Consider the following 24,754-nt stretch of genomic DNA (forward strand, 5'->3'; position numbering starts at 1 on the left):
TAACTTTTAATTTCTCATTTAAGGAGACCTAAATGGCCAATGTTGGTTTATATCGCTCTAAGCGCCAGAACATGATTGCCGGTGTAATGGGCGGTATTGCTGAACGTTTTGGTTGGAATGCGACTTTATTACGCATTATTTTCGTCCTTGTGTCTGTCATGAGCGCAGCATTCCCGGGGATTTTAGTTTATTTAATTTTATGGCTGGTGATCCCGAAACAGCAAAATAGTATGTTTGGTCAGGCACCGGCCTATAACCACCCAATTCGTACGGTAAATACGGATCAAAATCGCTAATATCTGATTAAATTTGATGAGTGCGTTTTATGCTACGACTTCTACCCCAATCAGTCGTAGCTTTTTTTACCTGTATTTTTGTCTTATGCAGCTGCATTTAACTGCTGATTTAAGGCCGCAATCATATCGGCACGGCTAATAATGCCCACCATTTTCTGTTTTTCCACCACGGGAATATAGTTAAATGAGCGCTCAACAAAATACGGCACCAGGTCCTGAATCGGTTGCTCCGGTTTTACCGTCACCACCTGTCGAACCATAATATCTTTCACCTGGCGCTGCCATGTGGTTCTTAAATCGGTTGCACGCTTAAACCATTCCACCACTTCGTATAAAGCCAGTGTACCGACCAGTTGCTGCTGGGCATTAATCACTGGCAGACTCATCAAATTCACATGTTTGAATTTATCCAAAGCCGAATGAATATCGTCATCTTCATTTAGGCTTAGAACATCTTTAGTCATGATGTCCTGACATTTAAACTGACTCACAGCCCGGGCATTGGCTTTCTCTTGAGCCGCTAGAATAATTTTTTGCAGGTCATATTCACTAATATCCAAAAGCTCGGTCTGCTGATCCAGCGTTGCCTGAATATCCTGCGGTTGAATGGTGACTTTTTGGGTTGGTGTCGGGTCTTTAGAACGCTGATTGATCTGGGCAACCTGCGGATATTGCTTTCCTAACAAGCGGTTAAACACGACCGCAATCACCAGTAGCAACATTGAATTTAATAAAACCGGATAAAAGATAAAGTGATATCCCAGTTCATGTACTGCCTCTCCCCCCAAAACCGCGGTAATGGCCACGGCTCCACTCGGTGGATGCAAGGAATCTGTGGTCATCATCAAGACAATAGACAGGCCAACCGCAACACTAAAAGCTTCAGTCAGATTGGGAATATACATGGCGCAGGTCACCCCAATAATTCCGGCGATGCTATTTCCCACCACCATATTCCACGGCTGGGCCAAGGGGCTGGCAGGCACGGCAAACAACAATACGGAAGATGCGCCCATCGGGGCGATATACCAGGCATTGATATCACCCAGCACCCACCAGCTAATTAAAGATGAAAGTGCCAGTCCAAGTAATGCACCCAGACCGCACAATAGACGGTCTTTAAGGGGAAGAACCTTGAAATTGGGTTTTAGGGTATTGAGCCAGTCGAGATGGGAGTGAAACACAGTGCGCCTGATCTTCTTGTTTGCAAATTTTGTGCATTATAGAACCAAGCCAGATGAAAGGCATCTGGGTTTTACATCTTTTCACCATTCGCGAATCTATGCTTTTTAAAACAATATTTCACTCAAGTTAAAAACATTCATTCTGTTTTTTATAGAATAATCGCTTCATCACCGGTAGCCATTTGCTTGGAAAAATCCTTTTACCCTTCTGCTCAAATAGTTGTTCAATTTTTTTAAGACAGCCTAATTGCTCATTCAGGTTGAATCAGTGGCTGGATTTTTAACAGCTCGACCTGACCATAATAGGTTGAAAATGCGACATCACTGGCATCGACGCCTGTACCGATCCGAATGAGATTTTCGACCGGAGCCAAACGGGTCGGATCAAACTGCACCCATCCACCGTCTAGATAGGCTTCAAAAATGGCATGAAAATCAGGTGAAAACTTTTCAATTTCTACATAGCCAACCACCATACGGGCCGGAATTCCCAAGGCACGGCACAATGCAATGCCCAAATGGGCGAAATCACGGCATACGCCTGCACGATGTATCAGGACATCTGTAGCGGTAGTAGACTGGTCAGAACTGCCAGAAGCATAAAAAATGTTGTTATAGATCCACTGCTCAATTGCCTTGACCCGCGTATAGCCCGGTGTCATCCAGCCAAAGGAGCGTTTCGCCATTTCCAGTAATAAATCCGAATTGCAATAACGGCTGGCCAGCAAATAAGGCAGTACTTCATCGGGTAGCTCAGGAATGGCCACTTCTTTCAGACCTTGCTGAAGCTCCAGAGAGATCCCCGGTTTCCGGGCTACTGTCGCAATATAATTCACTTCAAAAACCTCACAGGGTTCGACCTGTAGCCGAACATGACGGTTTTGATGTTGAGCATCCTGAAATTCATGCCATACCACTGGCAGACTAAAGCTGAGTTGTTCTTCGAGAATCTGCTGGTCGGGATGATGCGCCGCCTGAAGCATAAAAATAAATTCTGTCGGTTGCACGACCTTGTATTTTAAACGGCATTGAATTTGATAAGTGGTCATGAAGTTCCTTATTTTTAAGCATTATTATATTGCGTGAATATTAAATTAATTTTCGGGTCACAATCGTATGAGATCCGTTGAACTTTATGATTCTCCGGTTAACAGCAGGTCATCCATCTGATTTATGCCTGATTTTCAGATCAGCCTGTATCGACCAGCAAAGCCAAAATCGCAGTAAGCCTCTAAATGCTGCGTATGGTTTAAGCCTGTTTTATTTTTTTCAAAAAAGTATCCGTACATTAACCCTTTGCCACTCCCCTGCAAAGTCCTTATAATTGAGCACAATTTTTCTCTAATTTTAAGTGGATGACCATGAGTCGCGCCATATCGCATATTGATACCTTCCAAGGCTTAATTCTTGCCTTACAAACTTACTGGGCGGAGCAAGGCTGCGTCATTTTGCAACCTTATGATATGGAAATGGGTGCAGGGACATTCCACACTGCGACTTTCCTACGCGCACTAGGGCCTGAAGCCTGGAATGCCGCTTACGTTCAACCTTCACGCCGTCCTAAAGATGGCCGTTATGGTGAAAACCCGAACCGTTTGCAACATTACTACCAGTTCCAGGTGGTGCTGAAACCAAACCCGGACAATATCCAGCAGCTTTATCTCGATTCTTTAAAAGCCATTGGTATTGATACCCTGACTCACGACATCCGTTTCGTAGAAGACAACTGGGAATCGCCAACACTGGGCGCTTGGGGCTTGGGCTGGGAAGTTTGGCTCAATGGTATGGAAGTGACCCAGTTCACTTACTTCCAGCAAGTCGGTGGTGTTGAATGCTACCCGGTAACCGGTGAAATCACTTACGGTCTTGAACGTCTGGCAATGTACCTGCAAGGTGTGGATTCGGTTTACGACTTAGTGTGGACCAAAGGCCAGTTTGGTACCGTGACTTATGGCGATGTATTCCATCAAAATGAAGTGGAACAATCGACCTATAACTTTGAATATGCACCAGTAGACAAGATGTTCGAACTGTTCGACTTCTACGAAGCTGAAGCAACACGTTTAATTGAAGCTGAACTGCCACTGCCTGCATATGAACAGGTCATTAAAGCATCACACAGCTTTAACTTGCTGGATGCACGCGGCGCGATTTCGGTGACTGAACGTCAGCGTTATATTTTACGTGTCCGTACTTTGGCACGTTCAATCGCAACAAGTTATGTGGCAGCACGTGCGAAGCTTGGCTTCCCGATGGCTGAACCACACCTACGTGATGAAGTGCTTGCACAGTTAAAAGCACAAGTTGAAGCAGAAGCACAGCAAGGTTAACAATTTGATAAAACAATAATGAAAAGGAAGTGAAGCTATGCCAAGTGTGACCATTGAAGTAAGACGTGAATATACAGTCGAGCAAGAAATTGCCATTATTGAAGCGGTTCAATCTGCTTTAGTGACACACTTTAAGATTCCTGAAAAGGATAAGCACATTCGCTTCTTTTCTCATTTACCGCATCGTTTTGCCTGTCCGCCGCATCAAGAGCAACCTGAGTTTTACACTCAAATTATCATTGATGCCTTTGCGGGACGCTCTGTTGAAGCAAAACGCGCGCTTTATCAAGGTATTGTAGATAATCTTAAGCCGCTTGGTATTCCACCGACCTATGTCACCATTATTGTGCGTGACATTCCCCTGGAAAATTGGGGAATCCGTGGAGGACAGGCAGCCTGTGATGTTCCTTTAGGATTTAAAGTTGATGTTTAAATCAACTGAATTTGATACATCGACATTTAAAGAAGACATTTGAAAATGACACATACAGTTTTATTTGAACTTGGTTGTGAAGAACTTCCGCCAAAAAGCTTAAAAAAATTACGCGATGCACTTCATGCAGAAACTGAAAAAGGCTTAAAAGATGCCGGTCTTGCTTTTGACGCAATCGAAGCCTATGCAGCACCACGTCGTCTTGCACTGAAAATTGTTAATGTAGAAGGCGCACAAGCCGATACACAAAAACGTTTTGACGGCCCTGCTGTACAAGCGGCTTATGATGCTGAAGGCAAACCGACTAAAGCTCTAGAAGGCTTTATGCGTGGTCAAGGCATTACCGTTGATCAGGTTTCTACTTTCCAGGCCGGTAAAGTTGAAAAAGTGTGCTACTTAAAAGATGTTAAGGGTCAAAGCCTTGACGTTCTTTTACCACAAATTTTACAAGCTGCTTTAGACAACCTGCCGATTGCTAAACGTATGCGTTCAGCAGCGAGCCGTACCGAATTCGTTCGTCCAGTTAAATGGGTGGTGTTGTTAAAAGATAACGATGTGATTGATGCAACCATTCAAGATCACAAAGCAGGTAACGTGACTTACGGTCACCGTTTCCATGCACCTGAAGCCATCGTTCTTGCCAATGCTGATGAATATCTTGCGAAATTAAAAGCAGCCTACGTGGTTGCAAACTTTGAAGAGCGTCAAGCAATCATTGATGGTCAAGTGAAAGCCTTGGCTGATGAAGTGAATGCAATTGCCATTGTCCCTGCGGATCTTCGTGACGAAGTAACAGCCCTTGTTGAATGGCCTGTTGCACTTCGTGCTAGCTTTGAAGAACGCTTCCTGGCGGTTCCTCAAGAAGCATTGATCACGACGATGCAGGATAACCAGAAGTATTTCTGTTTGGTCAATAGCGATAACAAACTGCAACCATACTTCATTACTGTGTCGAATATTGAGTCGAAAGACCCGACACAAATTATTGAAGGTAACGAAAAAGTAGTTCGTCCACGTTTGTCGGATGCTGAATTCTTCTTCTTGCAAGATCAAAAACAACCGCTTGCATCGCGTAAAGAGAAACTTGCCAATATGGTATTTCAGGCAGAACTCGGTACGCTTTGGAACAAGTCTGAACGTATTGCGAAATTGGCTGTAGCGCTTGCGCCAATCACTGGTGCAAACCCTGCTGATGCTGAAAAAGCTGCCCTTCTTGCCAAATGCGACTTAACCTCTGAACTTGTGGGTGAATTCCCTGAACTTCAAGGTATTGCAGGTACTTACTACGCATGCATTGAAGGCGAAAATGACGAAGTAGCTGAATCTCTAGGTGAACAATACTTACCGAAGTTCGCAGGCGATGTTTTACCGAAAACCAAAACAGGTACAACGATTGCCCTTGCAGACCGTTTAGATACATTGACGGGTATTTTTGGTATTGGTCAAGCGCCTACAGGTTCTAAAGACCCGTTTGCACTACGTCGTTCTGCAATTGGTATTTTACGTTTAGTGACTGAAAACGAGCTTGATGTGTCAATTGAAGACCTGATCAAACTTGCTTTAGCGGCATATGGCGATGTACTGAAAGATCACGACAAGACTTTGGCAGATGCCGTTGCATTCCTTGAAGGTCGTTATCGTGCGAAATACGAAGACCAAGGTGTTGCTGTTGATGTGATTCAAGCTGTTCAAGCCTTGTCACCAAAATCTCCACTTGATTTTGACAAGCGTGTAAATGCGGTAAATCACTTCCGTGCATTGCCTGAAGCTGCTGCTCTTGCTGCTGCAAACAAGCGTGTTGCCAACATTCTTGCAAAAGAAGCTACACCTGAAGGAAGCGTCGTTGAAGCAAACCTGGTTGAAGATGCTGAAAAAGCTTTATTTGCTGAACTTGCGAAAATCACGCCTGTGGTTGAGCCATTATTTGCTGCCAAAGACTACACGGCTGCGTTGTCTGCACTTGCTGCCCTTCGTGCACCAGTGGATGCATTTTTTGATGGCGTGATGGTGATGGCAGACGATGCTGACCTAAAAGCTAACCGTTTACGTATGCTTGCACAGCTTCGCGACTTGTTTACCAAAGTAGCTGATATTTCGGTGCTCCAACATTAAGCTATAATTGCTTGAATTTTAAACAAAACCCCGTTATAAATTAGCGGGGTTTTGTTTATAAAAGAATAGTGATGATTATTGGAATCTTTTTACGTAATATAAAGACTTATAGAAAAATTACTTATATTCCGTTGAGTGATGGAGAAAAATTTTGCGCCTTATTAGGTGATAATGGTGCAGGAAAAAGCTCAATTTTAGAGGCTTTAGACTCGTTCTTTAATGGTAAAGCTATTAATCCCAATTTATCTTATAAACAAACACCTGATCCTGCCAACTTACCTAGTATCACACCTATTTTTCTATTAGATAAATCCTTATTTGATAAAAGTGAAGAGTTAGAACATATCGAAAAAATGCACAATTTTTTGCTACATGCTGATGAGAAAACTGATGTACCACCTGTGACGAAACAACAACTTAAAAAATTTTTAGAGCACAGAGATAACTTAATTAAATATACAGATATAACGAACAAATATTTATTTTGTCTTGGTATTGATTTTAAAGAAAACATTCATTTATCAATTTTTCACCATACCGAAATATTACTATCGAAAGAAGATGTTAATAGTGAGAATAAATTAGACATTTATAACAATCTATTAAAAAATACATTAGACACAGTCAAAAGTTATTATGAATACATTTATATCCCAAGAGAAATTGATACTGAGTCATTCACTAAGCTTGAAACTAATGAAATTCAAAAATTAATGGGAGAAAATCTTTATCAAGAACTAGAAGCATTAATAACTAAAAGTGATATTAGTGAAATTAATAGAAAGTTAAATGGCTACATTACAAATTTAAGTGAAGATTTAGTAGAATATACATATAGAACTTCCGGCTTAAAACAACAGCACTTAAAACCTAAACAAGTTTATGACCTTGTTATACAAGCTTTTTTTAATATTAGAAAATTATTTAAAAAAGAGTCTAAAGATTGGCTTGAAATTAATAGCTTAAGTTCAGGAGAAAAGCAGAAGGCTTTAATAGACATTGCACAAAAGTTACTCGAAAAAAGAAACAGAAAGAATCAGAATGTACTCTTGGCAATAGATGAACCTGAAGCATCTCTACACATGTCCTCATGTTATGATATTTTTGATCAACTTTATTTAATGAGCAATCATTGCCATCAATTGCTTATAACAACACATTGGTATGGCTTTCTTCCCATCATTGAAAATGGAAATACGACAGTTATCACAAGGTCAACAAACGATACACATACTGCTGATCTTGTTAACTTATACCACTATAAAGAACAAATAAAGCAATTAACAACTCTATCAAAAGGTAATTTTCCCTCTAATATTCGATTAAAGAGTACAAATGATTTAATTCAATCTATTATAACAAGCGCTACAAATAACCCACCTTATAACTGGCTTATTTGCGAAGGCTCCTCTGAAAAAATATATTTAAGCTATTATTTACAAGAATTAATTCGGGAAAAAAAATTAAGAATTGTTCCTGTTGGTGGCGCTAAGGCTATAAAACAACTTTACAACCATCTCTCAACAGCATATGAAGATTTCGAAGCTGAAATTAAAGGAAAAATATTTTTATTGTCCGACACAGATGCTTCACTTGTAAGATATACGGTTAAGAATGATGAACAGCATAATAATCTACGTTCAAAGCGCTTAGCTAATTGTAATAGTTCTTACATTACTAAATTGGTCAAAATTGATGATAATCAAATGACAGTACCAACCGAAATAGAAGATGTACTTGATGGATCAAACTTTTACACAACTCTTTTAACATTTAAAGATGAATACAAATTAGATTTTCTTGATACAGCCGTATTCGATCCTGACTATTGTTCTGCGTGGTGCTTAACTTTATCACCTAAAGATTCTCAACAATTAAGAGCTTTCTTTGATAAAGACGGTGTCAAATTTAAATTTGCACAAAAATATGTTGAATGGTCACCAAGTGCACCCGATACAAAACCTGGCTGGATTTCCGAAATTGAGGCTTGGTTTCAAGCTAAATAGTTTCAATATTTAATTGGTATATGAAATCTATAATTTTAGCTATACTCAAACCAACAACACTCAACAAGAAAGAATCACATGAAACTTAAAATGCTTATTATGACTGGTCTTGCGGGTATTGCTCTTACAGCGTGTACAACTGCGCCTAAAATCCCGCAACTGGAAACAGGTGTCTTACAAGAGGTTCGAAATCTGGAAGTCTATCCAGAAACCGCCAACAACAAAGCCACACTGACTAAATTTATTGATAAATGTGTAATTGAATTTACCGGCAACCTAGAAGCAGGCAAGTCGGTAGAACAATGGTCATTTAAAGGTCTAACCCTTATTTCAGGTGGTTCAGCAACCTTTGCCAAAGATGGTACAAGTACAGCAAATAAATTTGACCTGAATGCTCCAGAAGTACAAAAAAACTTCCTGGCACTACGTCATCATTTTCATAAAGATGCTTTAGCACAATGTGACTAATACCTGGCTCATATATCCAGAATCACTGATTCAATATAGATTCGGTGATTCTTTGCCTCCTTCAATAAAAGCCCTTCAGTCGTTTTATTTTCATTCAAATACCGCTCATCTGTATTTATTCTAAAATGTTACATATCAATACTTTGTATCTAGGCTCATTTCTATTTTTTGAAAAAAAATTTAAAATTCAAAAACTAAAAAAGAATAGCCAAAAATCATTTTCACATTTCCCACCAGATTGTTAATTCGCTGTTGCTAAAACGTGTGAATTTAATCAAAAATTCAAAATTGCTCAATTTAAGCCATTAAAATAATGATCTTATAACTCGGTTAACAACACGCGAGTTTTATCATACAAGGATAAATCGAGCTATGAAAACAATCAGAACAATGTTGATTAGCACTGCACTTTTAGCTTGTACTTCCCTTTTCGCCAACCCAAACATTAATGCCCCTTCAGAAGTAAAAGCAAAAAACAGTGACCGAAATACTGCAGAAAAAGTGGATAATGTTAAAAAAGGTATGAATAAAACTCGAACTGCGAGTGAAAACTCTCGAGAAAATACCGAAAATTTTGCTCCTAATAATGAACAATCAGTCAAGGATGGCCACGGTTCACATCCAAGCAATATGGATATTAACGGTAAAACTCATGCAGAGCTGGGCACTTATTCAGGACGAATAACTTCAGGATTGACTGTCGAAATACTCAATAAGGATGACGAGTAAATTCGTATCTCACATATCGTGAAAAAGCTCATCTCGATGGGCTTTTTTCTCGCCTAATGATTTACGGATTCATCTCAAGTGTTATGAATCTGTATGAATTTAGCCACATTTCACGTTTTCTTCTTAATTCGCTCTTAGAATAAAATCAAACAGATCATATTGAAATAAATTGAAGCCCGCGCTAAAACAAAACAGGAATAAAACTCACAATGAAAATGATGAAAACGGTATTAATAACCAGTGCAATCTTGATGTCTACTCCGCTTTGGGCTCAAACCAGCACAGCCATTCCTTCCAGTACTGCCAGCTTAAATCAATCGACAACTTACGGCGATAATCCAAATATCTTTACAGTGCTCGGTCATAAAGCCCAGCAAAAGGTTCAGAACACGGTAGAAAAGGTGGATACCGCTGCGCAAAAAGGCATTGCCAAAGTTAAACCGAAAGTCGAAAATGCCTGGGAAGGAACCAAAGATTTTGCCACTGAAAAATCTGCCATCGCCAAAGAAAAGTCGCAACACGCAGCAGCCACGGTCAATCAGAAATTAAATGAAACCAAAGATAATATTATTGGCAGTCCAAATGATCAACCCGCACCGATTATTTCTTATCCCTTAAGTGAGTCTTCAACCAATAATTAATTGGCAGTTACCTAGCCCTGTTACTTAAATACATGCGGCGCAGGCTACAACAGAACCCAAGTGATTAACCAATATAAGACCCGCTTAGAAAGCAGGCTAGTCCTAAACATGAAGCCTCTTGCAGAGAGGCTTCTTTACGTGAAGAAAGACTAATTGACTTGTCGAATCGGTTGTCCCGCTTGAAAGGCCAGCACATTCTGCTGCATTTGCTGCAAAATCCGTTGCCGTGCATCTACACTGCCCCATGCGCTATGCGGGGTAATAAGCAGGTTGGGAATATCCTCTGCCAGCAGTACATTGCCCGCTTTAGGTGGTTCAACACTCAGTACATCGGTTGCAGCGCCTGCAATTTTGCCCTGGCGTAAAGCATCAGCCAACGCTGCTTCATTGACGATTCCACCTCGTGCACAGTTAATTAAAAATGCGCTCGGCTTCATGGCATCGAAGGCTTGGGCATCAATTAAATCACGGGTATCTTCAATTAAGGGACAATGCAAAGTTAAAAAATCGACTTGCGGCAGTAGTTCGGCAAAAGCTATGCGACTTGCATCAGCAGGACGGTTCGGCAAGGATGCAACCAGAACCTCCATGCCAAAAGCTTCGGCCAGTTTTGCCACAGCCTGACCCAATTCACCATAACCGACTATACCCAGCGTTTTGCCTGACAGCTCAATAATGGGAAAATCCAGCAAACAGAATTGCGAAGCCTTATTCCACTCGCCTTGCTTCACAGCACGGTCGTATTTGAGTAAGGAGGTTGCTAAAGCCAGCATTAAACTTAAGGTATGCTGCGCTACCGCCGCAGTGCCATAACCCTGACAGTTACAGACTACAATGCCTTGTTTACGTGCCTGAACAAGGTCAATATTATTTGTACCGGTTGCGGAAATTAAAATCAGTTTTAAATGTGGACATTGCTGAAGCGTTTCAGCATCGACCAGCACCTTATTGCTGATAATGACCTCTGCCTCTCGTACACGCTCCAGTAGCTGCGCCTGGCTAGTCGCTGGGAAAAGTAACAGCTCATCAAACACGTCTTGCAGTGCACCAAAATCCAGATCATGTTGATCTAGCGATTCATAATCTAAAAATACCGCTTTCATGCTGCTTTCCCTGACTGTGTAATGATGAATTGAAAAATGATACCCAGCCATTAAAAGCCAGTTTTATATTCTTTTTCAATCAAATTTAGCCACTAAAAATGTAAAAACCCACTATTTAGTGGGTTTGTTGATATGCAGTTGAATAGACCTGCGAATTTCATAAAACACATAGATTGCCAGGACAAAAACCAGAAGCAATCCCCCGCCCATAATCATGTAAGTCGAATCCGGACTCTGGGCAAATGTTAAAGTAGATACTGTGCTAGACAGCAGGGTTAAAAGTACAGCCGGTAGAAAATCCAGTTTCATCCTTAGCACCTGTTATTTGTTTATTATGTGATTTTGGGCAAATTGAACTTGCCTTATATTTCTATCTTAGACCGATTTAAGGATAAAGCAAGTGAGCAAAATGAAAACACATCCCTGTGCATGCTCAACCCTGAGCAAGTCTGCTAAAGTACAGATACCTGTTCAGGTTGGGTCATAAACTGCGCCGTTTCCGGAGTATCTTCCACAAACTGATGGCTGCCATATTCGTTATTGCTCAAGTTTAAATGCTTATAACTGAGCAGATAAAAATTACTGTATTTTTTAATCACCAGTGGATGCATACCGACTGTTAAAGCGTCCTGTTCCTTGAACAGCTTCATCACTTGCCGGTCATTCATGGCCACCACAAAACGCTCATCATTCATTGAAATCTGTACCAATCCACTGCCTTTGGCAAAAATTGGAATCAGAAATTTATGATTCAGGGCAATGGCACTGGCCGCATAACTTTCAATCTTCTGGCTAATCACATTAAATACCAGTCCATGACCAAAACAGTCCAGTAACTGGCTACGGTTTTCCTGCGGTAAATTGACCTGTATGCCCAGTTTCAGTAAATCTTGATGACTGACCTGTTTGTTACGCAGCAATTCCCTGAGTAAATTGTGCTTTAACTTGGCATCAAAAAACTGGCTGTCCAGCTGCAAATCATTATTCACCAGAATCGAACCCAAGGCATTGCGATGTCGGGGCAGCAGGTTTTCAATGACTTTGCGATAATAAAACTTGCTGTTCTTTTTTACCTGACGGATTTTGCGATAAAAATAGCTGGCATCGAACTTATGCAGCAAGAAGTCATGCAGCAATTCTGAACTGGCCAGTACCGCAATGGCATCGTGCCCGGTAAAAGGCAGATTCAGGGTCTGAATTTCTGGCAGTACCTGTTCAAGTTTTAAATAATGCGCACGGTCTTCCGCACAATAAGGGTCATAGACCACAATATACTCGCGTTCAGCCGCAACATCCTGTGGCAGAATGCGCATATTGGCATTATGTTCAGGATGGAAGAACATGTTATAACGCAGGTCTTCGACATCTTCAGGATCGATGGAATACTGAGGCACTAATGCGACCACACGCTGTAAATCCAGCAGGTTGGAATATTTGATGACCGCATATCCGCCCATTGAACCGCCATAACCAATCCGGGTCTTGAACGGCGCAATCAGTTCCTGAATCTGGGCAAACATCTCGCGCATCGAACTTTCAGGGAACCAGGATTTCTGCTTGGGCATGATGCCAATCACATTAAAGTTATATTTATGCAGTGATTTTTCCGCATTAATCGACAGCCCTTTGGCCCGGGTAATTAAATCGCCAAAAGAAAAAATCAGTTCATCCGATGAGCCTTTGAGAAAGATTGCACGAATTTGTTCGTCTTCAAAAATAATGTGTTTATCCATTTCCACACCGAAGCAAATCGGCCCTATATCAGAATCAATACTACAAATAGACACCTTGCCTATTTACGAAAAGCGACTATGTTATTTTATAGATGCCAAGAAGATTAAAAAGCGCAAAATATGACACAATCACTTCATCCTGCTGCTCAAAAAGGCTTCAGCTCTGCTGCTGAACTTTATCAACAAGTTCGCCCGAGTTATCCACAAGACATCGTCAGTTGGCTACGTGATCAGCTCCAACTGGGTGAACAGTCGCAGGTGATTGATCTGGGTTCAGGTACTGGCAAATTCTTACCTTACTTAAAACAACTGACTTCACACATCATTGCCATTGAACCCATTCAGGCTATGCTGGCACAGTTACAACAGGCCTATCCTGACATTGAAACGTTACAGGCGTCCAGTGAATATCTTCCTTTACCCGCCCATAGTATAGATGCTGTGCTGTGTGCACAATCCTTTCACTGGTTTGCCAATCTTGAAACGCTCAAGCAAATTCATCAAGTCTTGAAACCCTCAGGGCATCTGGCCTTAATCTGGAATCAGCGTGATGTTCAGGTGGACTGGATCAAAGCGCTGGCTGACCGTATTCAGCCTTTGGAAGGCAATACCCCGCGTTATCATAGCGGTGAATGGAAAAAGGTCTTTGAACAGCAAGCGCTGTTTCAATTAGAACAGACCCAAACCTTTCAGCAGCAGCATGTTGGCACTGTGGAGCAGGTCGTCTCTAAACGCTTGCTCTCCACCAGTTTTATCGCTGCAATGTCAGAACAGGAACAGCAGCAGTTAAAAGCTGAATTTGAACAGATCGTTTTAAAGTACACAGGCAAGCATCCTCAAGATGAAATCGCATTTCCCTATGTAACCTATGCCTATGACTTTAAAAAAATTGATCAGAAATAGAGGAACCATCATGATACAACTTCAATTCAAACATTTTGGTTTACCCGTTTTACTGTGCTCAAGTGTACTGATGAGTGCCTGCGATCGTAAGCAAGATACGGTATCGCAAAGCGACAAGATTGAACTTGATGACAAGGTCATGCAAGAGCTGATTACCGAACCGGTAAAAAACTTCCCCCAAACCCCGGATGATCAGCATGATATTGCCTTACTGACCGACTTCGACAAGCGTTTCAACGAAATGAGTGACGAAATGGAAGATGAACTGGTCAAAATGGAGGATCAAGGTTCACTCACTGATGAATTTGCACATAACCGTAAACGCGACAACATTTACTCGGCCTTAACCATGCTCAAAGAACTGGATTTAAAAACCGAACAGGGACGCTATATTCAGGGTTTGATGGCAGAATACTGGCAGAATCAGGCCAAATTTTATGATGAAAATAAAGATGAAAAAGTAGAACCCATTAAAAATTCGGCGGACCAGGTTAAAGGTCTGGGCGAGTTTCTGCATGCCCAGGAACAGCTGGAACACTGGCAATCTCAATATCCGGACGGGAACAAAGCCGAAACAAAAAAAGCTGAAGCAGCTAAATCCGAAAGCACTCTATCTGGCTACTAAAATTTGGTAGATAAAAGGGATCATTTGATCACTACTGTCCCGTAGTTGAAATCTAGGTGTTAGATTCGCGAGTGTGGCATGGATGCCACACATTCCCCATCACGACAGGATGTTGTGTATGGGGAATAAAGACTTTTGCCTACTTTTGGTCTGTCAAAAGTAGGGTTCAGCCTACACAAAGTGACTTAAACACTTAAAGGAAAGACAAGGCTGTGAAAATATATCAAATACTTAAAAATAAAAGGTCATCCTGTTGATTAAGTACTGAAATAAAATTCAAATTATGAGACAGCACTGATCCTTTTATCTTTTAACCACAGGTTTCACCATGACTAAGGCCGCTCGTCATGCTGTGGCAGGCTATCACAAATGCTATCCCACTCTGCCTTGGAAGCTACAAAAATATGTTGAGTCGGCCTTTGCTGCAATGGTGTATCCAGCGTCCCGATTCTCAAGCGATACAGATCAGGGGTTTCGGTTTTAATACTGATGATGGGCGAGCCACACTCACTACAGAAACAACGCTGGGTGGTTTCGGTGGACTGGAACTTTTTCAGTAAATGTTCCCCTTGCACAATGTGAAAATCGGCTTTTCGAATTGGGGCGTTGGTGGCAAAAGCACTGCCATTGGCTTTACGGCAGCGCTGGCAATGGCACTGCACGATATCGCCAATTTCGCCCCGAATTTCATAGCGTAAACCGCCACACAAACAACTTCCTGTATATCGCTTTTGTTCAGACATAACTGCTGCATTTTTTATAAGGATTGAATCTGCAACTTAGCAGGTTTTAAATCGCAGTTCAAAACCTGCCTTATGACTCGCTATTATTTTTGCGCAGCCAGATAGGCATGCACCCCCTCGCCCGCAGCACGACCTGTAGCAAAACATGCCGTTAACAAATAGCCACCCGTTGGCGCATCCCAGTCCAGCATTTCTCCACAACAGAACACATGCGGGTTGGACTTTAATTGTAATTGTTCCGATAAAACGTCACGTTTTACGCCACCGGCACAGCTAATCGCTTCTTCTATAGGACGGAATCCGGTTAAAGTAACAGGCAGATGTTTGATCTGCTCGGCTAAAGCCAGTGCATCGTTCCATAAGTCTTTCGCAACCAGTTCACGTACCAGATTAGCTTTGGCTGCATCCAGCCCCGCCTTACGCCAGACATTACTTAGCGACTGCTTTTTACTGGGCTGTAATTTTTTCGCCAATTGCTCCATGCTTTGCTCAGGAAGCAAATCCAGATACAACTGCATGACCTGACCATTTTTTTGCTGCTGACGTAGTGCCCGTCCTTGCTTATAAACCAGACCACTTTCCAGACCGTAATGGGTAATCACAATATCACCCATGGTTTTGGCTTGGTCATCCACCCAGGCTTCCACACGTTTTAGAGGCTGGCCAAATACCGGTTGCATAAACCTGGACCAGGCACGTTCTACCCCGGCATTACTGGCTTGAAAGGCTTCAATGTCATGCGCAGGCAACCATTGCTGCCATGCACCATCGCTGCCCAGTTGCGACCAGGATACCGCGCCACAGGCCATAATAATCGCATCAAAAACCTGTTGCTGGTCTTGCTGTGTGGTTAAATCTCGAATACACAGTTGCTGACCTTTTAAATTCAATACCTGATGGCGATAATGAAAGATCACCCCATGTTCAGCCAAACGTTTCAGCCAGGCACGCAGTAAAGGTGCAGCTTTCATTTCGACCGGAAACACCCGTCCTGATGAACCAATATAGGACTCAATGCCCAAATCCTGCATCCATTGCTGAATCCAGTTGGCATCCCATTTTTTCACCCAAGGCGCCAGCCATTCTGCTTGATCGTAACGCTGAATAAACTGCTCGATTGGCTCGGCATGGGAAATATTCAGCCCGGTTTTACCCGCCATCAAAAACTTACGCGCAGCAGACGGTTTTTGTTCATAGACATGAATTTGGTAATCATATTGGCTTAATAGCTCCGCAGCCATTAACCCGGCAGGACCGGCGCCAATAATCGCAACACGCTTTTTCATAACCGGCTCATTCAGCGTTTTTCACATCAGCTTCTGATGCTACAGTCTGAACCGGATTTTGCCCTTGCAAAGGCATAAAGTCATCAAAACGTGTCGTATAGCCTTCAGGTTTAGAAATGATCAATTGCTGACACAATTCACCACGCTCCAGATACTTAATTTCAAAATGGGTCCGTGCCGATGCAGTTGGAATCACTTCTTTAATAAAAGGTAATTTCCAGACATTAATTAATTGTTGCTGGGCTTCTTCGATATATTCAGGAATATTGCTGGCCAACGTGACTGTACCACCGACCTGTAAACGTGACAGTAAAAATTCAAAAAATGGCATGTTTAACCAGCGCTGCGCCGGGTTATGCGGTTCAGGATTCGGATAGAGTATAAAAAATTGCTCGACTTGAGCAGGCAATAACGCATGCACAATCCAGGGCATGGCATCGGCATGAATCGCCTGTAAATTGCTTTGTCCTTCCAGGTCATGCTGTTTTTGCATGGCCAGATATTTTTCACGTGTGCGCTCAATAGCGATCAATTTTTTTTCAGGATTTTGAGCTGAAAATAGCAAGGCATGTTTACCTTTGCCGGCACCAATTTCCACACAAACTGGATCTGGGCTAATCATTTGAAAATCACGAGGCGCATGCATACGCTGTGCTTGAAATTGACGAATTGGCATAATCAGATCAAACTAATAAAAATCCGCTCAAGTCTAGCAAGAGCGACTGTATTTGCCTAATTGAATCCATATTTTTATTCGGAGAATAAGATGTCCCGTACTTTTCCGTGTCCACGCTGTGGCAAACCGACCACTTGGGAAGGCAATGAATTTCGTCCTTTTTGTTCAGAACGTTGCAAAATGATTGATCTGGGCGCTTGGGCCAATGATGAATATAAACTGCCGACTCAAGATTCACCACAGGCAGAAAATAGTGGCGAACAAGATGATTTTTAATCTTTTGCTTGATCAGCCGTAAAAACTCATCCAAAGGTGGAGAAAATGCTTTAATCCACCTTAACCAAAAGGATTGGAAAGCATGTTTTTATACTCCAAGCCCAAAAGAACAATACAGAAAAACAAAAGAATACCAATCGATTCAATTAAAACATCGTGGCCATAAAAACCTATACCTAAACATGCCAGCATGAAAAAAGTGAATATAAACAGCACTATTTTTATTAATATGAGCTTCACCAGCTACCCCAAAAAGAATAAATTATAAATCACGTGACTTACATCAACTTTTTTATAATGGAAAAGTTAATTTGTCTATAACTCTGTATTAAATTTGTTTTTATTTTTTTCAATACGTAATAAAAATTTATCTAAAAAAACGATTAAAAAATATCTCTTCTAAATGTTAAATTTTTCTCCTTTATACATAAAAAGCATAACCGGCGCTCACTATTTAAACTATAATGAGTCTATAAAAATACCAATAAAATTTGTTTTACTTACTCAACAGTTTAAAAGTGATGCATCTCAGCCCTAAAGTGTAATAAAGATAAAAATTAACAACTATAAATCTTAAAAATTATAAAAAAAGGAGAGCTCCATGGGTCTCTGGTGTTTAAGAGTTTTATTTTTTCTGTTTCTCAGCCTCAGTATTATTGGCTTGATTTTCGGCATTTATACTTATGATGTCATTATTATCGCGATTGGCATTTTATTTATTTTTGCCGCCATTATCATTGCTCTGGAATTAAAACAGCTGCGCAGTGGGCCCTTTCGTGAAGATTGATGAAATGAACTCATCAATCTTTTACAGAAAGACTTCAACCCGCTTTACCTGCAACGAAAGGATTATGCTGTTTTTCAAAACCAATGGTACTTAAGGGACCATGACCGGAAATAAATTGCGTTTCATCCGGCAAACTAAAACATTCACGTTGAATGGAATCCAGCAACTGTTGATGATTGCCACGTGGAAAATCAGTGCGTCCAATCGATCTTTTGAACAACACATCTCCTGTCCATAACAGACCATAGTTTTTATTATAAAACATCACATGACCCGGCGTATGGCCCGGAGCAAAACGCACCTCAAATTCTTCCTCTCCCAGCTTCAAGATTTCGCCCCCTTCCAACCACTGGCTGACGGAAACTTTTTCTGGAATAGGAAAGCCATAACGTTGCGACACCTCTTGAATCATGTCGAGCCAAAAAGCATCTTCCTTATGCGGACCAATCACCGGCACATCCCACACTTTACTTAAAGCACCCACCGCTCCGGCATGATCCAGATGCCCATGGGTTAACCATAAAGCTTTCACATTTAGCCCTAAAGCTTCCACTTGGGCTTTTAATTTTTCAGGCTCACCACCCGCATCAATCAAAATGGCTTCTTTACTATCGGCATCCCACACAATCGAACAGTTTTGCTGAAATGCCGTAACAGGCACAATTTTGACTTGTAACATGGGGAGAACCTCGCTGAAATTAGTGGGCTAATGTATGGGTTAATGCATCAAGATTAGCGTGAAGCAAAGTTGTGAGCAATGCGATATGATCATCACGGGCATTTAATGCCGGAATATAACTATATTGCTCCCCACCTGCCGACTTAAATAATTCAGCATTTTGAATCGCAAGCTCTTCCAGGGTTTCCAGACAGTCTGCTGAAAAGGCAGGACTCATCACCTGAACCGATTTTACCCCTTGCTTGCCCCACTCTTCCAGCAAAACATCGGTATAAGGTTTAATCCATTCCTGTTTTCCAAAACGGGACTGGAAACTGATCGCCCATTGATCATCAGATAAACCTAACGCATCTGCCAATAATTGTGCCGTAATACGACAGCGCTCTGCATAAGGATCGCCTTTATCGGCATACGGCTGTGGAATTCCATGAAATGACATCAACAGTTTTTCGGGTTGGCCATGTGTGGCCTGATAGTCACGTACGCTTTGCGCTAAGGCCTGAATGAATGCGGGATGCTGATAATAATCACGAATAATTGACAAACCCGGCAAGTTGCGCTGTGTCAAAATCCATTTTGCAACGGCATCATACAAAGGTGCGGTGGAGGTAGCTGAATACTGAGGGAATAAAGGCAATAAAATAATCTGGTCTTGCGGATCTTGTGACAAGCTATTCAATGCAGCCTGAATGCCCGGGTTGCCATACGTCATGGCTGGAATCACGTTTAATTCAAATTCAGGATACTGCTTAGTCAGGGCAGTTTTGACCGCAGCCACTTGCTGCAACAATATTTCACGCATGGGTGAATCTTGCTGCCAGACCATTTCATAGGCATGCGCCACACGCTTGGGACGAAAAGGTAAAATAAAAAGTCTTAAAATGATTTGCCAGATTGGTTTCGGGATTTCAATGACACGCTGATCGGACAGAAACTGCTTCAGAAACCGCCGAACTGCAGCAACCGTTGGTTGGTCCGGCGTACCCAAATTGGCCAAAATAATAGTGACTTTCGTTTTAGGTGCAGAAGACATCAAACCCTTCCAAAATAAATAAACTGCTTTACTTTAACAGCTTTCTGCACTTTCTCTATATGGATTAAAACGCAGATTTAAATTGAAAAACGCGATCATTATCCAGCAAATTACTTTCAAGTAGCTTCTGTCCTTTAGGGGTCAATTGCCAGAGCATCCGTTGACGGTCATCTCGGCCTGACTGGACAATCCAGTCATTTTGACGCATTTGCATTTTAATACTGTGTAAGGCACGAATATTAATTTGTGCACGGGCAACGGCATGTGCACGTGGCATTTCCGCCCGAGCATCGTCCAGACCTGTATCATTTAAATAATCGTTGATACATTTGGAAAAATATTCTTCTGGAGTTGGATTTTTAAACATGGTGCCCAAAATAGACAACAGCTGAGCCCAAGTGAGTTTTTTCTGAATTTTCAATTCTTTAAAATTACCGTCTTGGTAGGCATGCATACGATATTCAAAAGAAAACAGTTCATGCATGGACACTTTCGGCAAAGACAGGAACGGGTCTACTTCCCGTTTCCCCACTTCGGTTTCAAGCTGTTCAATTTTGGCTTTCAGTTGATCAATCTCATCGTGTAAAGCCTGAGTATTTTGCGGCCGAACCCATCCCGTTACCGGATAGCGTTCCAGCATTTGTGGCATGTTAAAGCGTACTGCCATTTCCAAATCACGGATGCTGCGGTAAGTAAAAATCTGATCAACTTCTTGCTGTAATAATTTACGGAATTCTAGAAATTTTTCACGTAATTCAGGTTTTTGATCATGTAAAGACTCATCGCGTGATGCGGGGTCGTCATGCATAAACACAATAATGGGTTTTTGTTTAGTAACGGCATAAATATATTCCAGATGCATATAACCTACACCTGAGACAGATTGTTCACCATACTGACTGCCCACCAGCAATACCACGTAGTCACAATCATCAATCTGACGACGGGCAAATGCGGTACTTAATGGCGTTCGTTGTTCTAATCCCCAAGAAAAGAAACCCATGCCCACTAAAGTTTGAGCTAAAACGATACGTTCTGGCTGCATTTCACTGCCAGAAGTAGAAATAAAAACCTGATAACGCTTATCGAGCATTGGTTATCCTCTTCCAATTGCTTATTACATCCCGACTGATACATTTCTGAGCAATCACAATATAACTCAGCAACCCCGAATAAATATTTTTTTAATATATTTCAAAAGACTAGCTGCATTTCTTTATTTATTCAACACCAATATTGCGAATATCCCAAGTCAAATCATCTTGAATCAGGTATTGCAGCACAGTTTTTAACTTTTCTGCATTATTGCCACTGACATGGCACTCGATACGTAAGCCATTATTTTGATCTTGCTCAAATAATAATTGATTTTTGATCAAAATACGGGCTGTTTGTCTCGCAACTGCCAGTCCAGAGTCAATTAATGTCAGTTTCTGACCAAATATAGACTGAATTGCAGGTTTTAGGAAGGGATAATGTGTGCAACCCAAAACTAAATAATCGGCACCCTGATTTACCGCAGGCTGTAAAACTTCCTGTAAAGTCGTTAAACACGCCTTACTCATCTGTGCGCCACTTTCTACAAAAGGCACCAAATCCAGACAGGTCACCGGAATGACTTTTACATTGGCAGGTAATGCAAAACGCTGGATCACGTCTTTAATCAGCTGACCACGAAAGGTTGCAGGCGTGGCAAGCACCGCCACAGTTTTGGATTTACTTTGCAATACCGCCGGTTTCAGTGCAGGCACCAGACCAATAATAGGAAAATTTTCTCCATAATAATCTCGTAAATAATCCAGACTAAATGCAGAAGCGGTATTGCATGCAACGACTGCGACTTTACAGCCCTGACGATACAGCCATTCGATGGCTTGCGCGGTAAGTTCACGAATCTCCTGATCCTTACGCGGCCCATAAGGCACATGCGCAGTATCGGCGTAGTAAACAATACGTTCTTTGGGTAAATGTCGGGCAATTTCTTGCGCGATAGACAAACCACCTATTCCAGAATCAAAAATCCCGATGGGCGCATCAGCTTGTGCCTGAGGCATAGGGTCGATTAAAGGATAAATAGGATGAATGGCTGTCATAGTTTCACTTTCAGCAGTTCAAGGAATTGGAACATCAAAGCTTAAACCTCAGGTGCCTAATTGCAAGTAAAAATCGCCACTTTGTAAGCTTAAAATGGTTTCATTTTTATCATTTTCAAGCAGCTGTCCCATTTCAATTAAGTGAAAAAAAGCAGACCGTTGAATTAAGGCATTAATACCAAAACGCACATGTACATAAGGACGCAATTCACTTGCATATTCACGCATAAAAACAGGATGTTCCTGGTCCACAATTACAATGTCTTGGGTGGTTGTAGTGAGCTGGATATAGCGTTTACCTTCAATCTCGACCTGATCTACCTGATTGACAAATAAAGGTTCATCTTCAACTTCAATTTCAATCTGCTCAACAGGAGTCTTTAAATAGAACTTACCTTCCTCTTTCCAGAGTACACTAGAGAACAGGTCAATCATGGCCTGACGCTTGATCAATTGACCTTCGTGCCACCATTCTCCATTGGCTTTTACCTTTAAATCCATTGCCCCACATAGCTTTGGATGCCATTGCTCTAAAGGGGGAATTGACCTTTTGTGACCCGGCTGTGCATCTTTTAAGTATTGTGCAATGTCTATTAAATTTTTATCATCGGAAGTAGATACTTTTTTCGTCGAGTTTGGTGAATTGTTTTGGTTAATCATAACTAAAGACCCTGTTGACGGAAAAATAATATGATTCAGCCAATTGGCTAGATCGAGGTTTAAAACTATACTAGCCCACAATATAAAAGACACGATATTAAAATTGTGTCGGGGTATACAGAACGCTCATGGCAGCACCGGATTAAACAATCGCGGTTGCCACCGTCTAATAATATGAGGAGTCCTACATGGAACACATCGAACGTGAATCGATGGAGTTTGACGTCGTAATCGTAGGCGCAGGCCCGGCGGGTCTGTCTGCGGCGATTAAAATCCGTCAGCTTGCAATTGAAAACAACCTGAATGATCTGTCCGTTTGTGTGGTGGAAAAAGGCTCTGAAGTCGGTGCGCATATCCTCTCTGGTGCGGTGCTTGAACCGCGTGCCATGAATGAATTGTTCCCGGACTGGAAAGAACAAGGCGCACCTTTAAATGTCCCAGTAACTGAAGACAAAACCTATTTCTTGCTGTCGGATGAAAAATCACAGGAAGCTCCGCACTGGATGGTGCCAAAAACCATGCATAACGATGGCAACTATGTCATTTCCTTAGGCAACGTAGTGCGCTGGTTGGGCCAAAAAGCCGAAGAGCTGGAAGTGTCGATCTTCCCGGGCTTTGCGGCTTCTGAAATTCTGTACCATGCTGATGGTTCAGTCAAAGGCATTCAAACCGGTGACATGGGTATCGGTAAGGATGGCGAACCGACGCATAACTTTACCCCGGGTTATGAACTGCATGCCAAATACACGATTTTTGCTGAAGGCTGTCGTGGTCATTTAGGCAAGCGCCTGATTGCCAAATACAACCTGGACAAAGATGCCGATCCGCAGCATTACGGGATCGGGATTAAAGAGCTGTGGGAAATCGATCCGGCTAAACATAAACCAGGTCTGGTGATGCATGGGGCTGGCTGGCCTTTATCTGAAACAGGTTCTTCAGGTGGCTGGTGGCTCTACCATGCAGAAAATAACCAGGTCACTTTGGGCATGATCGTCGATCTGTCCTACACCAACCCGCATATGTATCCATTCATGGAAATGCAGCGCTGGAAAACCCATCCTTTAATCAAGCAGTATCTAGAAGGCGGCAAGCGGATTTCTTATGGCGCGCGTGCCGTGACCAAAGGTGGTTTTAACTCGCTACCAAAATTCACCTTCCCGGGTGGCTCACTGATTGGGGATGATGCCGGCTTCCTGAACTTTGCCAAAATCAAAGGCTCACATACCGCGATGAAATCCGGCATGCTCTGCGGTGAAGCGGTATTTGAGGCGATTGCTGCCGGTGTCGCAAAAGGTGGTGACTTGGCGGTTGCGCGTGTGGTAGAAGGCGAAGACTTCTTTGCCAAAGAATTGACCGCTTACACTGACAAATTCAACAACAGCTGGCTAAAAGAAGAGCTGTATAACTCACGTAATTTTGGTCCGGCCATGCACAAATTCGGTCAATGGATCGGCGGTGCGTTTAACTTCATCGACCAGAACGTGTTTAAAGTGCCATTCACTTTACATGACCTGGTGACGGATTTTGGTGCCTTGAAAACCGTGGATGCGGTGAACTTCAAGCCGAACTATCCAAAACCGGATGGCAAGCTGACCTTTGACCGTCTGTCTTCGGTGTTTGTATCGAATACCGTGCATGAAGAAAACCAGCCGGCACATTTGAAACTGACCGATGCTTCGATTCCAGTGAATGTGAACCTGCCGAAATGGGATGAGCCTGCACAGCGTTACTGCCCGGCCGGAGTGTATGAAATCATGGAAAATAATGACGGTTCTAAGCGTTTCCAGATCAATGCAGCCAACTGTGTGCACTGCAAGACCTGTGACATCAAGGATCCGTCTCAAAACATCACCTGGGTAACGCCGGAAGGCGGTGGTGGTCCAAACTATCCGAACATGTAATTAGCATCCGAATATGCAATAAAAAATCCCCTCACTAGAGGGGATTTTTTATTGGGT

26 protein-coding genes are annotated in these 24,754 nt (G+C 42.1%); 13 read left to right on the plus strand and 13 right to left on the minus strand.

Translation table 11 applies throughout. The features are described 5' to 3' along the window. Positions 1 to 32: 32 nt before the first annotated feature. The gene (locus tag B4C48_RS08790; protein WP_291355611.1) at positions 33 to 296 is read left to right on the plus strand and encodes a PspC domain-containing protein; all 264 of its coding nucleotides are present in this window, start codon (positions 33 to 35) and stop codon (positions 294 to 296) included. Positions 297 to 379: 83 nt separating this feature from the next. On the opposite strand, the gene B4C48_RS08795 is transcribed toward B4C48_RS08790, so the two are convergent. Both B4C48_RS08795 and B4C48_RS08800 read right to left on the minus strand, forming a co-directional pair. After that, a complete protein-coding gene (locus B4C48_RS08795) occupies positions 380 to 1,480 on the minus strand; it encodes an HPP family protein (protein ID WP_291355613.1) in 1,101 nt (366 codons plus the stop codon). A gap of 251 nt (positions 1,481 to 1,731) precedes the next feature. Further along, entirely contained in the window at positions 1,732 to 2,529 is a 798-nt protein-coding gene (locus B4C48_RS08800; RefSeq protein ID WP_291355615.1) for a transglutaminase-like domain-containing protein, read from the minus strand. Between the two features lie 312 nt (positions 2,530 to 2,841). On the opposite strand from B4C48_RS08800, the gene glyQ reads away from it, so the two are divergent. The 7 genes from glyQ to B4C48_RS08835 all read left to right on the plus strand — a co-directional run bounded on the left by glyQ (position 2,842) and on the right by B4C48_RS08835 (position 10,199). Beyond that, on the plus strand, positions 2,842 to 3,810 hold the full coding sequence (gene glyQ / locus B4C48_RS08805; RefSeq protein WP_291355617.1) for a glycine--tRNA ligase subunit alpha: 969 nt from the start codon (positions 2,842 to 2,844) through the stop codon (positions 3,808 to 3,810). A 37-nt stretch (positions 3,811 to 3,847) separates the two neighbouring features. Next, positions 3,848 to 4,243 carry a tautomerase family protein gene (locus tag B4C48_RS08810; RefSeq protein WP_291355619.1) on the plus strand — a complete coding sequence of 132 codons (396 nt, stop codon included), beginning with the start codon at positions 3,848 to 3,850 and terminating at the stop codon, positions 4,241 to 4,243. 45 nt (positions 4,244 to 4,288) lie between these two features. After that, positions 4,289 to 6,355 carry a glycine--tRNA ligase subunit beta gene (glyS, locus tag B4C48_RS08815; RefSeq protein ID WP_291355621.1) on the plus strand — a complete coding sequence of 689 codons (2,067 nt, stop codon included), beginning with the start codon at positions 4,289 to 4,291 and terminating at the stop codon, positions 6,353 to 6,355. 71 nt (positions 6,356 to 6,426) lie between these two features. Then, positions 6,427 to 8,361, plus strand: a complete 1,935-nt coding sequence (locus tag B4C48_RS08820) for an AAA family ATPase (RefSeq protein WP_291355623.1) — start codon at positions 6,427 to 6,429, stop codon at positions 8,359 to 8,361. A gap of 78 nt (positions 8,362 to 8,439) precedes the next feature. Further along, complete coding sequence (locus tag B4C48_RS08825) at positions 8,440 to 8,829, plus strand: hypothetical protein (RefSeq protein WP_291355625.1); 390 nt, start codon at positions 8,440 to 8,442, stop codon at positions 8,827 to 8,829. A 372-nt stretch (positions 8,830 to 9,201) separates the two neighbouring features. After that, positions 9,202 to 9,558 (plus strand): hypothetical protein, encoded by a 357-nt coding sequence (locus B4C48_RS08830; RefSeq protein ID WP_291355627.1) that lies wholly within the window; start codon positions 9,202 to 9,204, stop codon positions 9,556 to 9,558. A 209-nt stretch (positions 9,559 to 9,767) separates the two neighbouring features. Then, a complete protein-coding gene (locus B4C48_RS08835) occupies positions 9,768 to 10,199 on the plus strand; it encodes a hypothetical protein (RefSeq protein WP_291355629.1) in 432 nt (143 codons plus the stop codon). Positions 10,200 to 10,348: 149 nt separating this feature from the next. Here B4C48_RS08835 and B4C48_RS08840 read toward each other — a convergent pair whose 3' ends face one another. The 3 genes from B4C48_RS08840 to B4C48_RS08850 form a co-directional block, all read right to left on the minus strand. Then, positions 10,349 to 11,302, minus strand: coding sequence for a 2-hydroxyacid dehydrogenase (locus B4C48_RS08840; protein ID WP_291355631.1), 954 nt, complete (start codon positions 11,300 to 11,302; stop codon positions 10,349 to 10,351). Positions 11,303 to 11,413: 111 nt separating this feature from the next. Further along, the gene (locus B4C48_RS08845; RefSeq protein ID WP_086198476.1) at positions 11,414 to 11,611 is read right to left on the minus strand and encodes a hypothetical protein; all 198 of its coding nucleotides are present in this window, start codon (positions 11,609 to 11,611) and stop codon (positions 11,414 to 11,416) included. Positions 11,612 to 11,754: 143 nt separating this feature from the next. Next, positions 11,755 to 13,035, minus strand: coding sequence for a hypothetical protein (locus B4C48_RS08850; RefSeq protein ID WP_291355634.1), 1,281 nt, complete (start codon positions 13,033 to 13,035; stop codon positions 11,755 to 11,757). 120 nt (positions 13,036 to 13,155) lie between these two features. Here B4C48_RS08850 and B4C48_RS08855 point away from each other — a divergent pair, with 120 nt between their 5' ends. Together B4C48_RS08855 and B4C48_RS08860 are read left to right on the plus strand one after the other, a co-directional pair. Further along, complete coding sequence (locus B4C48_RS08855) at positions 13,156 to 13,938, plus strand: class I SAM-dependent methyltransferase (RefSeq protein ID WP_291355636.1); 783 nt, start codon at positions 13,156 to 13,158, stop codon at positions 13,936 to 13,938. Positions 13,939 to 13,948: 10 nt separating this feature from the next. After that, positions 13,949 to 14,563, plus strand: coding sequence for a hypothetical protein (locus tag B4C48_RS08860; protein WP_291355638.1), 615 nt, complete (start codon positions 13,949 to 13,951; stop codon positions 14,561 to 14,563). 332 nt (positions 14,564 to 14,895) lie between these two features. On the opposite strand, the gene B4C48_RS08865 is transcribed toward B4C48_RS08860, so the two are convergent. The 3 genes from B4C48_RS08865 to B4C48_RS08875 all read right to left on the minus strand — a co-directional run bounded on the left by B4C48_RS08865 (position 14,896) and on the right by B4C48_RS08875 (position 17,274). Beyond that, the gene (locus B4C48_RS08865) at positions 14,896 to 15,306 is read right to left on the minus strand and encodes a GFA family protein (protein WP_291355639.1); all 411 of its coding nucleotides are present in this window, start codon (positions 15,304 to 15,306) and stop codon (positions 14,896 to 14,898) included. Between the two features lie 83 nt (positions 15,307 to 15,389). Beyond that, positions 15,390 to 16,592, minus strand: coding sequence for a TIGR03862 family flavoprotein (locus tag B4C48_RS08870; RefSeq protein ID WP_291355640.1), 1,203 nt, complete (start codon positions 16,590 to 16,592; stop codon positions 15,390 to 15,392). 7 nt (positions 16,593 to 16,599) lie between these two features. After that, positions 16,600 to 17,274 carry an SAM-dependent methyltransferase gene (locus B4C48_RS08875; protein WP_291355891.1) on the minus strand — a complete coding sequence of 225 codons (675 nt, stop codon included), beginning with the start codon at positions 17,272 to 17,274 and terminating at the stop codon, positions 16,600 to 16,602. A gap of 84 nt (positions 17,275 to 17,358) precedes the next feature. Between B4C48_RS08875 and B4C48_RS08880 the strand changes: the two genes are divergently transcribed. Further along, positions 17,359 to 17,544, plus strand: coding sequence for a DNA gyrase inhibitor YacG (locus B4C48_RS08880; protein ID WP_291355642.1), 186 nt, complete (start codon positions 17,359 to 17,361; stop codon positions 17,542 to 17,544). A gap of 601 nt (positions 17,545 to 18,145) precedes the next feature. After that, positions 18,146 to 18,331, plus strand: a complete 186-nt coding sequence (locus B4C48_RS08885) for a hypothetical protein (protein ID WP_291355643.1) — start codon at positions 18,146 to 18,148, stop codon at positions 18,329 to 18,331. Positions 18,332 to 18,365: 34 nt separating this feature from the next. Here B4C48_RS08885 and B4C48_RS08890 read toward each other — a convergent pair whose 3' ends face one another. From B4C48_RS08890 to B4C48_RS08910, 5 genes are all read right to left on the minus strand, one after another. Beyond that, positions 18,366 to 19,010 (minus strand): MBL fold metallo-hydrolase, encoded by a 645-nt coding sequence (locus B4C48_RS08890; protein WP_291355645.1) that lies wholly within the window; start codon positions 19,008 to 19,010, stop codon positions 18,366 to 18,368. A 19-nt stretch (positions 19,011 to 19,029) separates the two neighbouring features. Beyond that, positions 19,030 to 20,043 carry a ferrochelatase gene (gene hemH / locus B4C48_RS08895; protein WP_291355648.1) on the minus strand — a complete coding sequence of 338 codons (1,014 nt, stop codon included), beginning with the start codon at positions 20,041 to 20,043 and terminating at the stop codon, positions 19,030 to 19,032. A gap of 64 nt (positions 20,044 to 20,107) precedes the next feature. Further along, positions 20,108 to 21,136 carry a DUF4062 domain-containing protein gene (locus B4C48_RS08900; protein WP_291355650.1) on the minus strand — a complete coding sequence of 343 codons (1,029 nt, stop codon included), beginning with the start codon at positions 21,134 to 21,136 and terminating at the stop codon, positions 20,108 to 20,110. 127 nt (positions 21,137 to 21,263) lie between these two features. After that, positions 21,264 to 22,136, minus strand: coding sequence for a glutamate racemase (gene murI / locus B4C48_RS08905; protein WP_291355651.1), 873 nt, complete (start codon positions 22,134 to 22,136; stop codon positions 21,264 to 21,266). Between the two features lie 48 nt (positions 22,137 to 22,184). Beyond that, a complete protein-coding gene (locus tag B4C48_RS08910; protein ID WP_291355653.1) occupies positions 22,185 to 22,796 on the minus strand; it encodes a DUF1285 domain-containing protein in 612 nt (203 codons plus the stop codon). A gap of 188 nt (positions 22,797 to 22,984) precedes the next feature. On the opposite strand from B4C48_RS08910, the gene B4C48_RS08915 reads away from it, so the two are divergent. Next, positions 22,985 to 24,697 carry an electron transfer flavoprotein-ubiquinone oxidoreductase gene (locus B4C48_RS08915; RefSeq protein WP_291355655.1) on the plus strand — a complete coding sequence of 571 codons (1,713 nt, stop codon included), beginning with the start codon at positions 22,985 to 22,987 and terminating at the stop codon, positions 24,695 to 24,697. Positions 24,698 to 24,754 lie beyond the last annotated feature (57 nt).

This window comes from Acinetobacter sp. UBA3106 (assembly GCA_002365595.1).
Lineage (GTDB): Bacteria > Pseudomonadota > Gammaproteobacteria > Pseudomonadales > Moraxellaceae > Acinetobacter.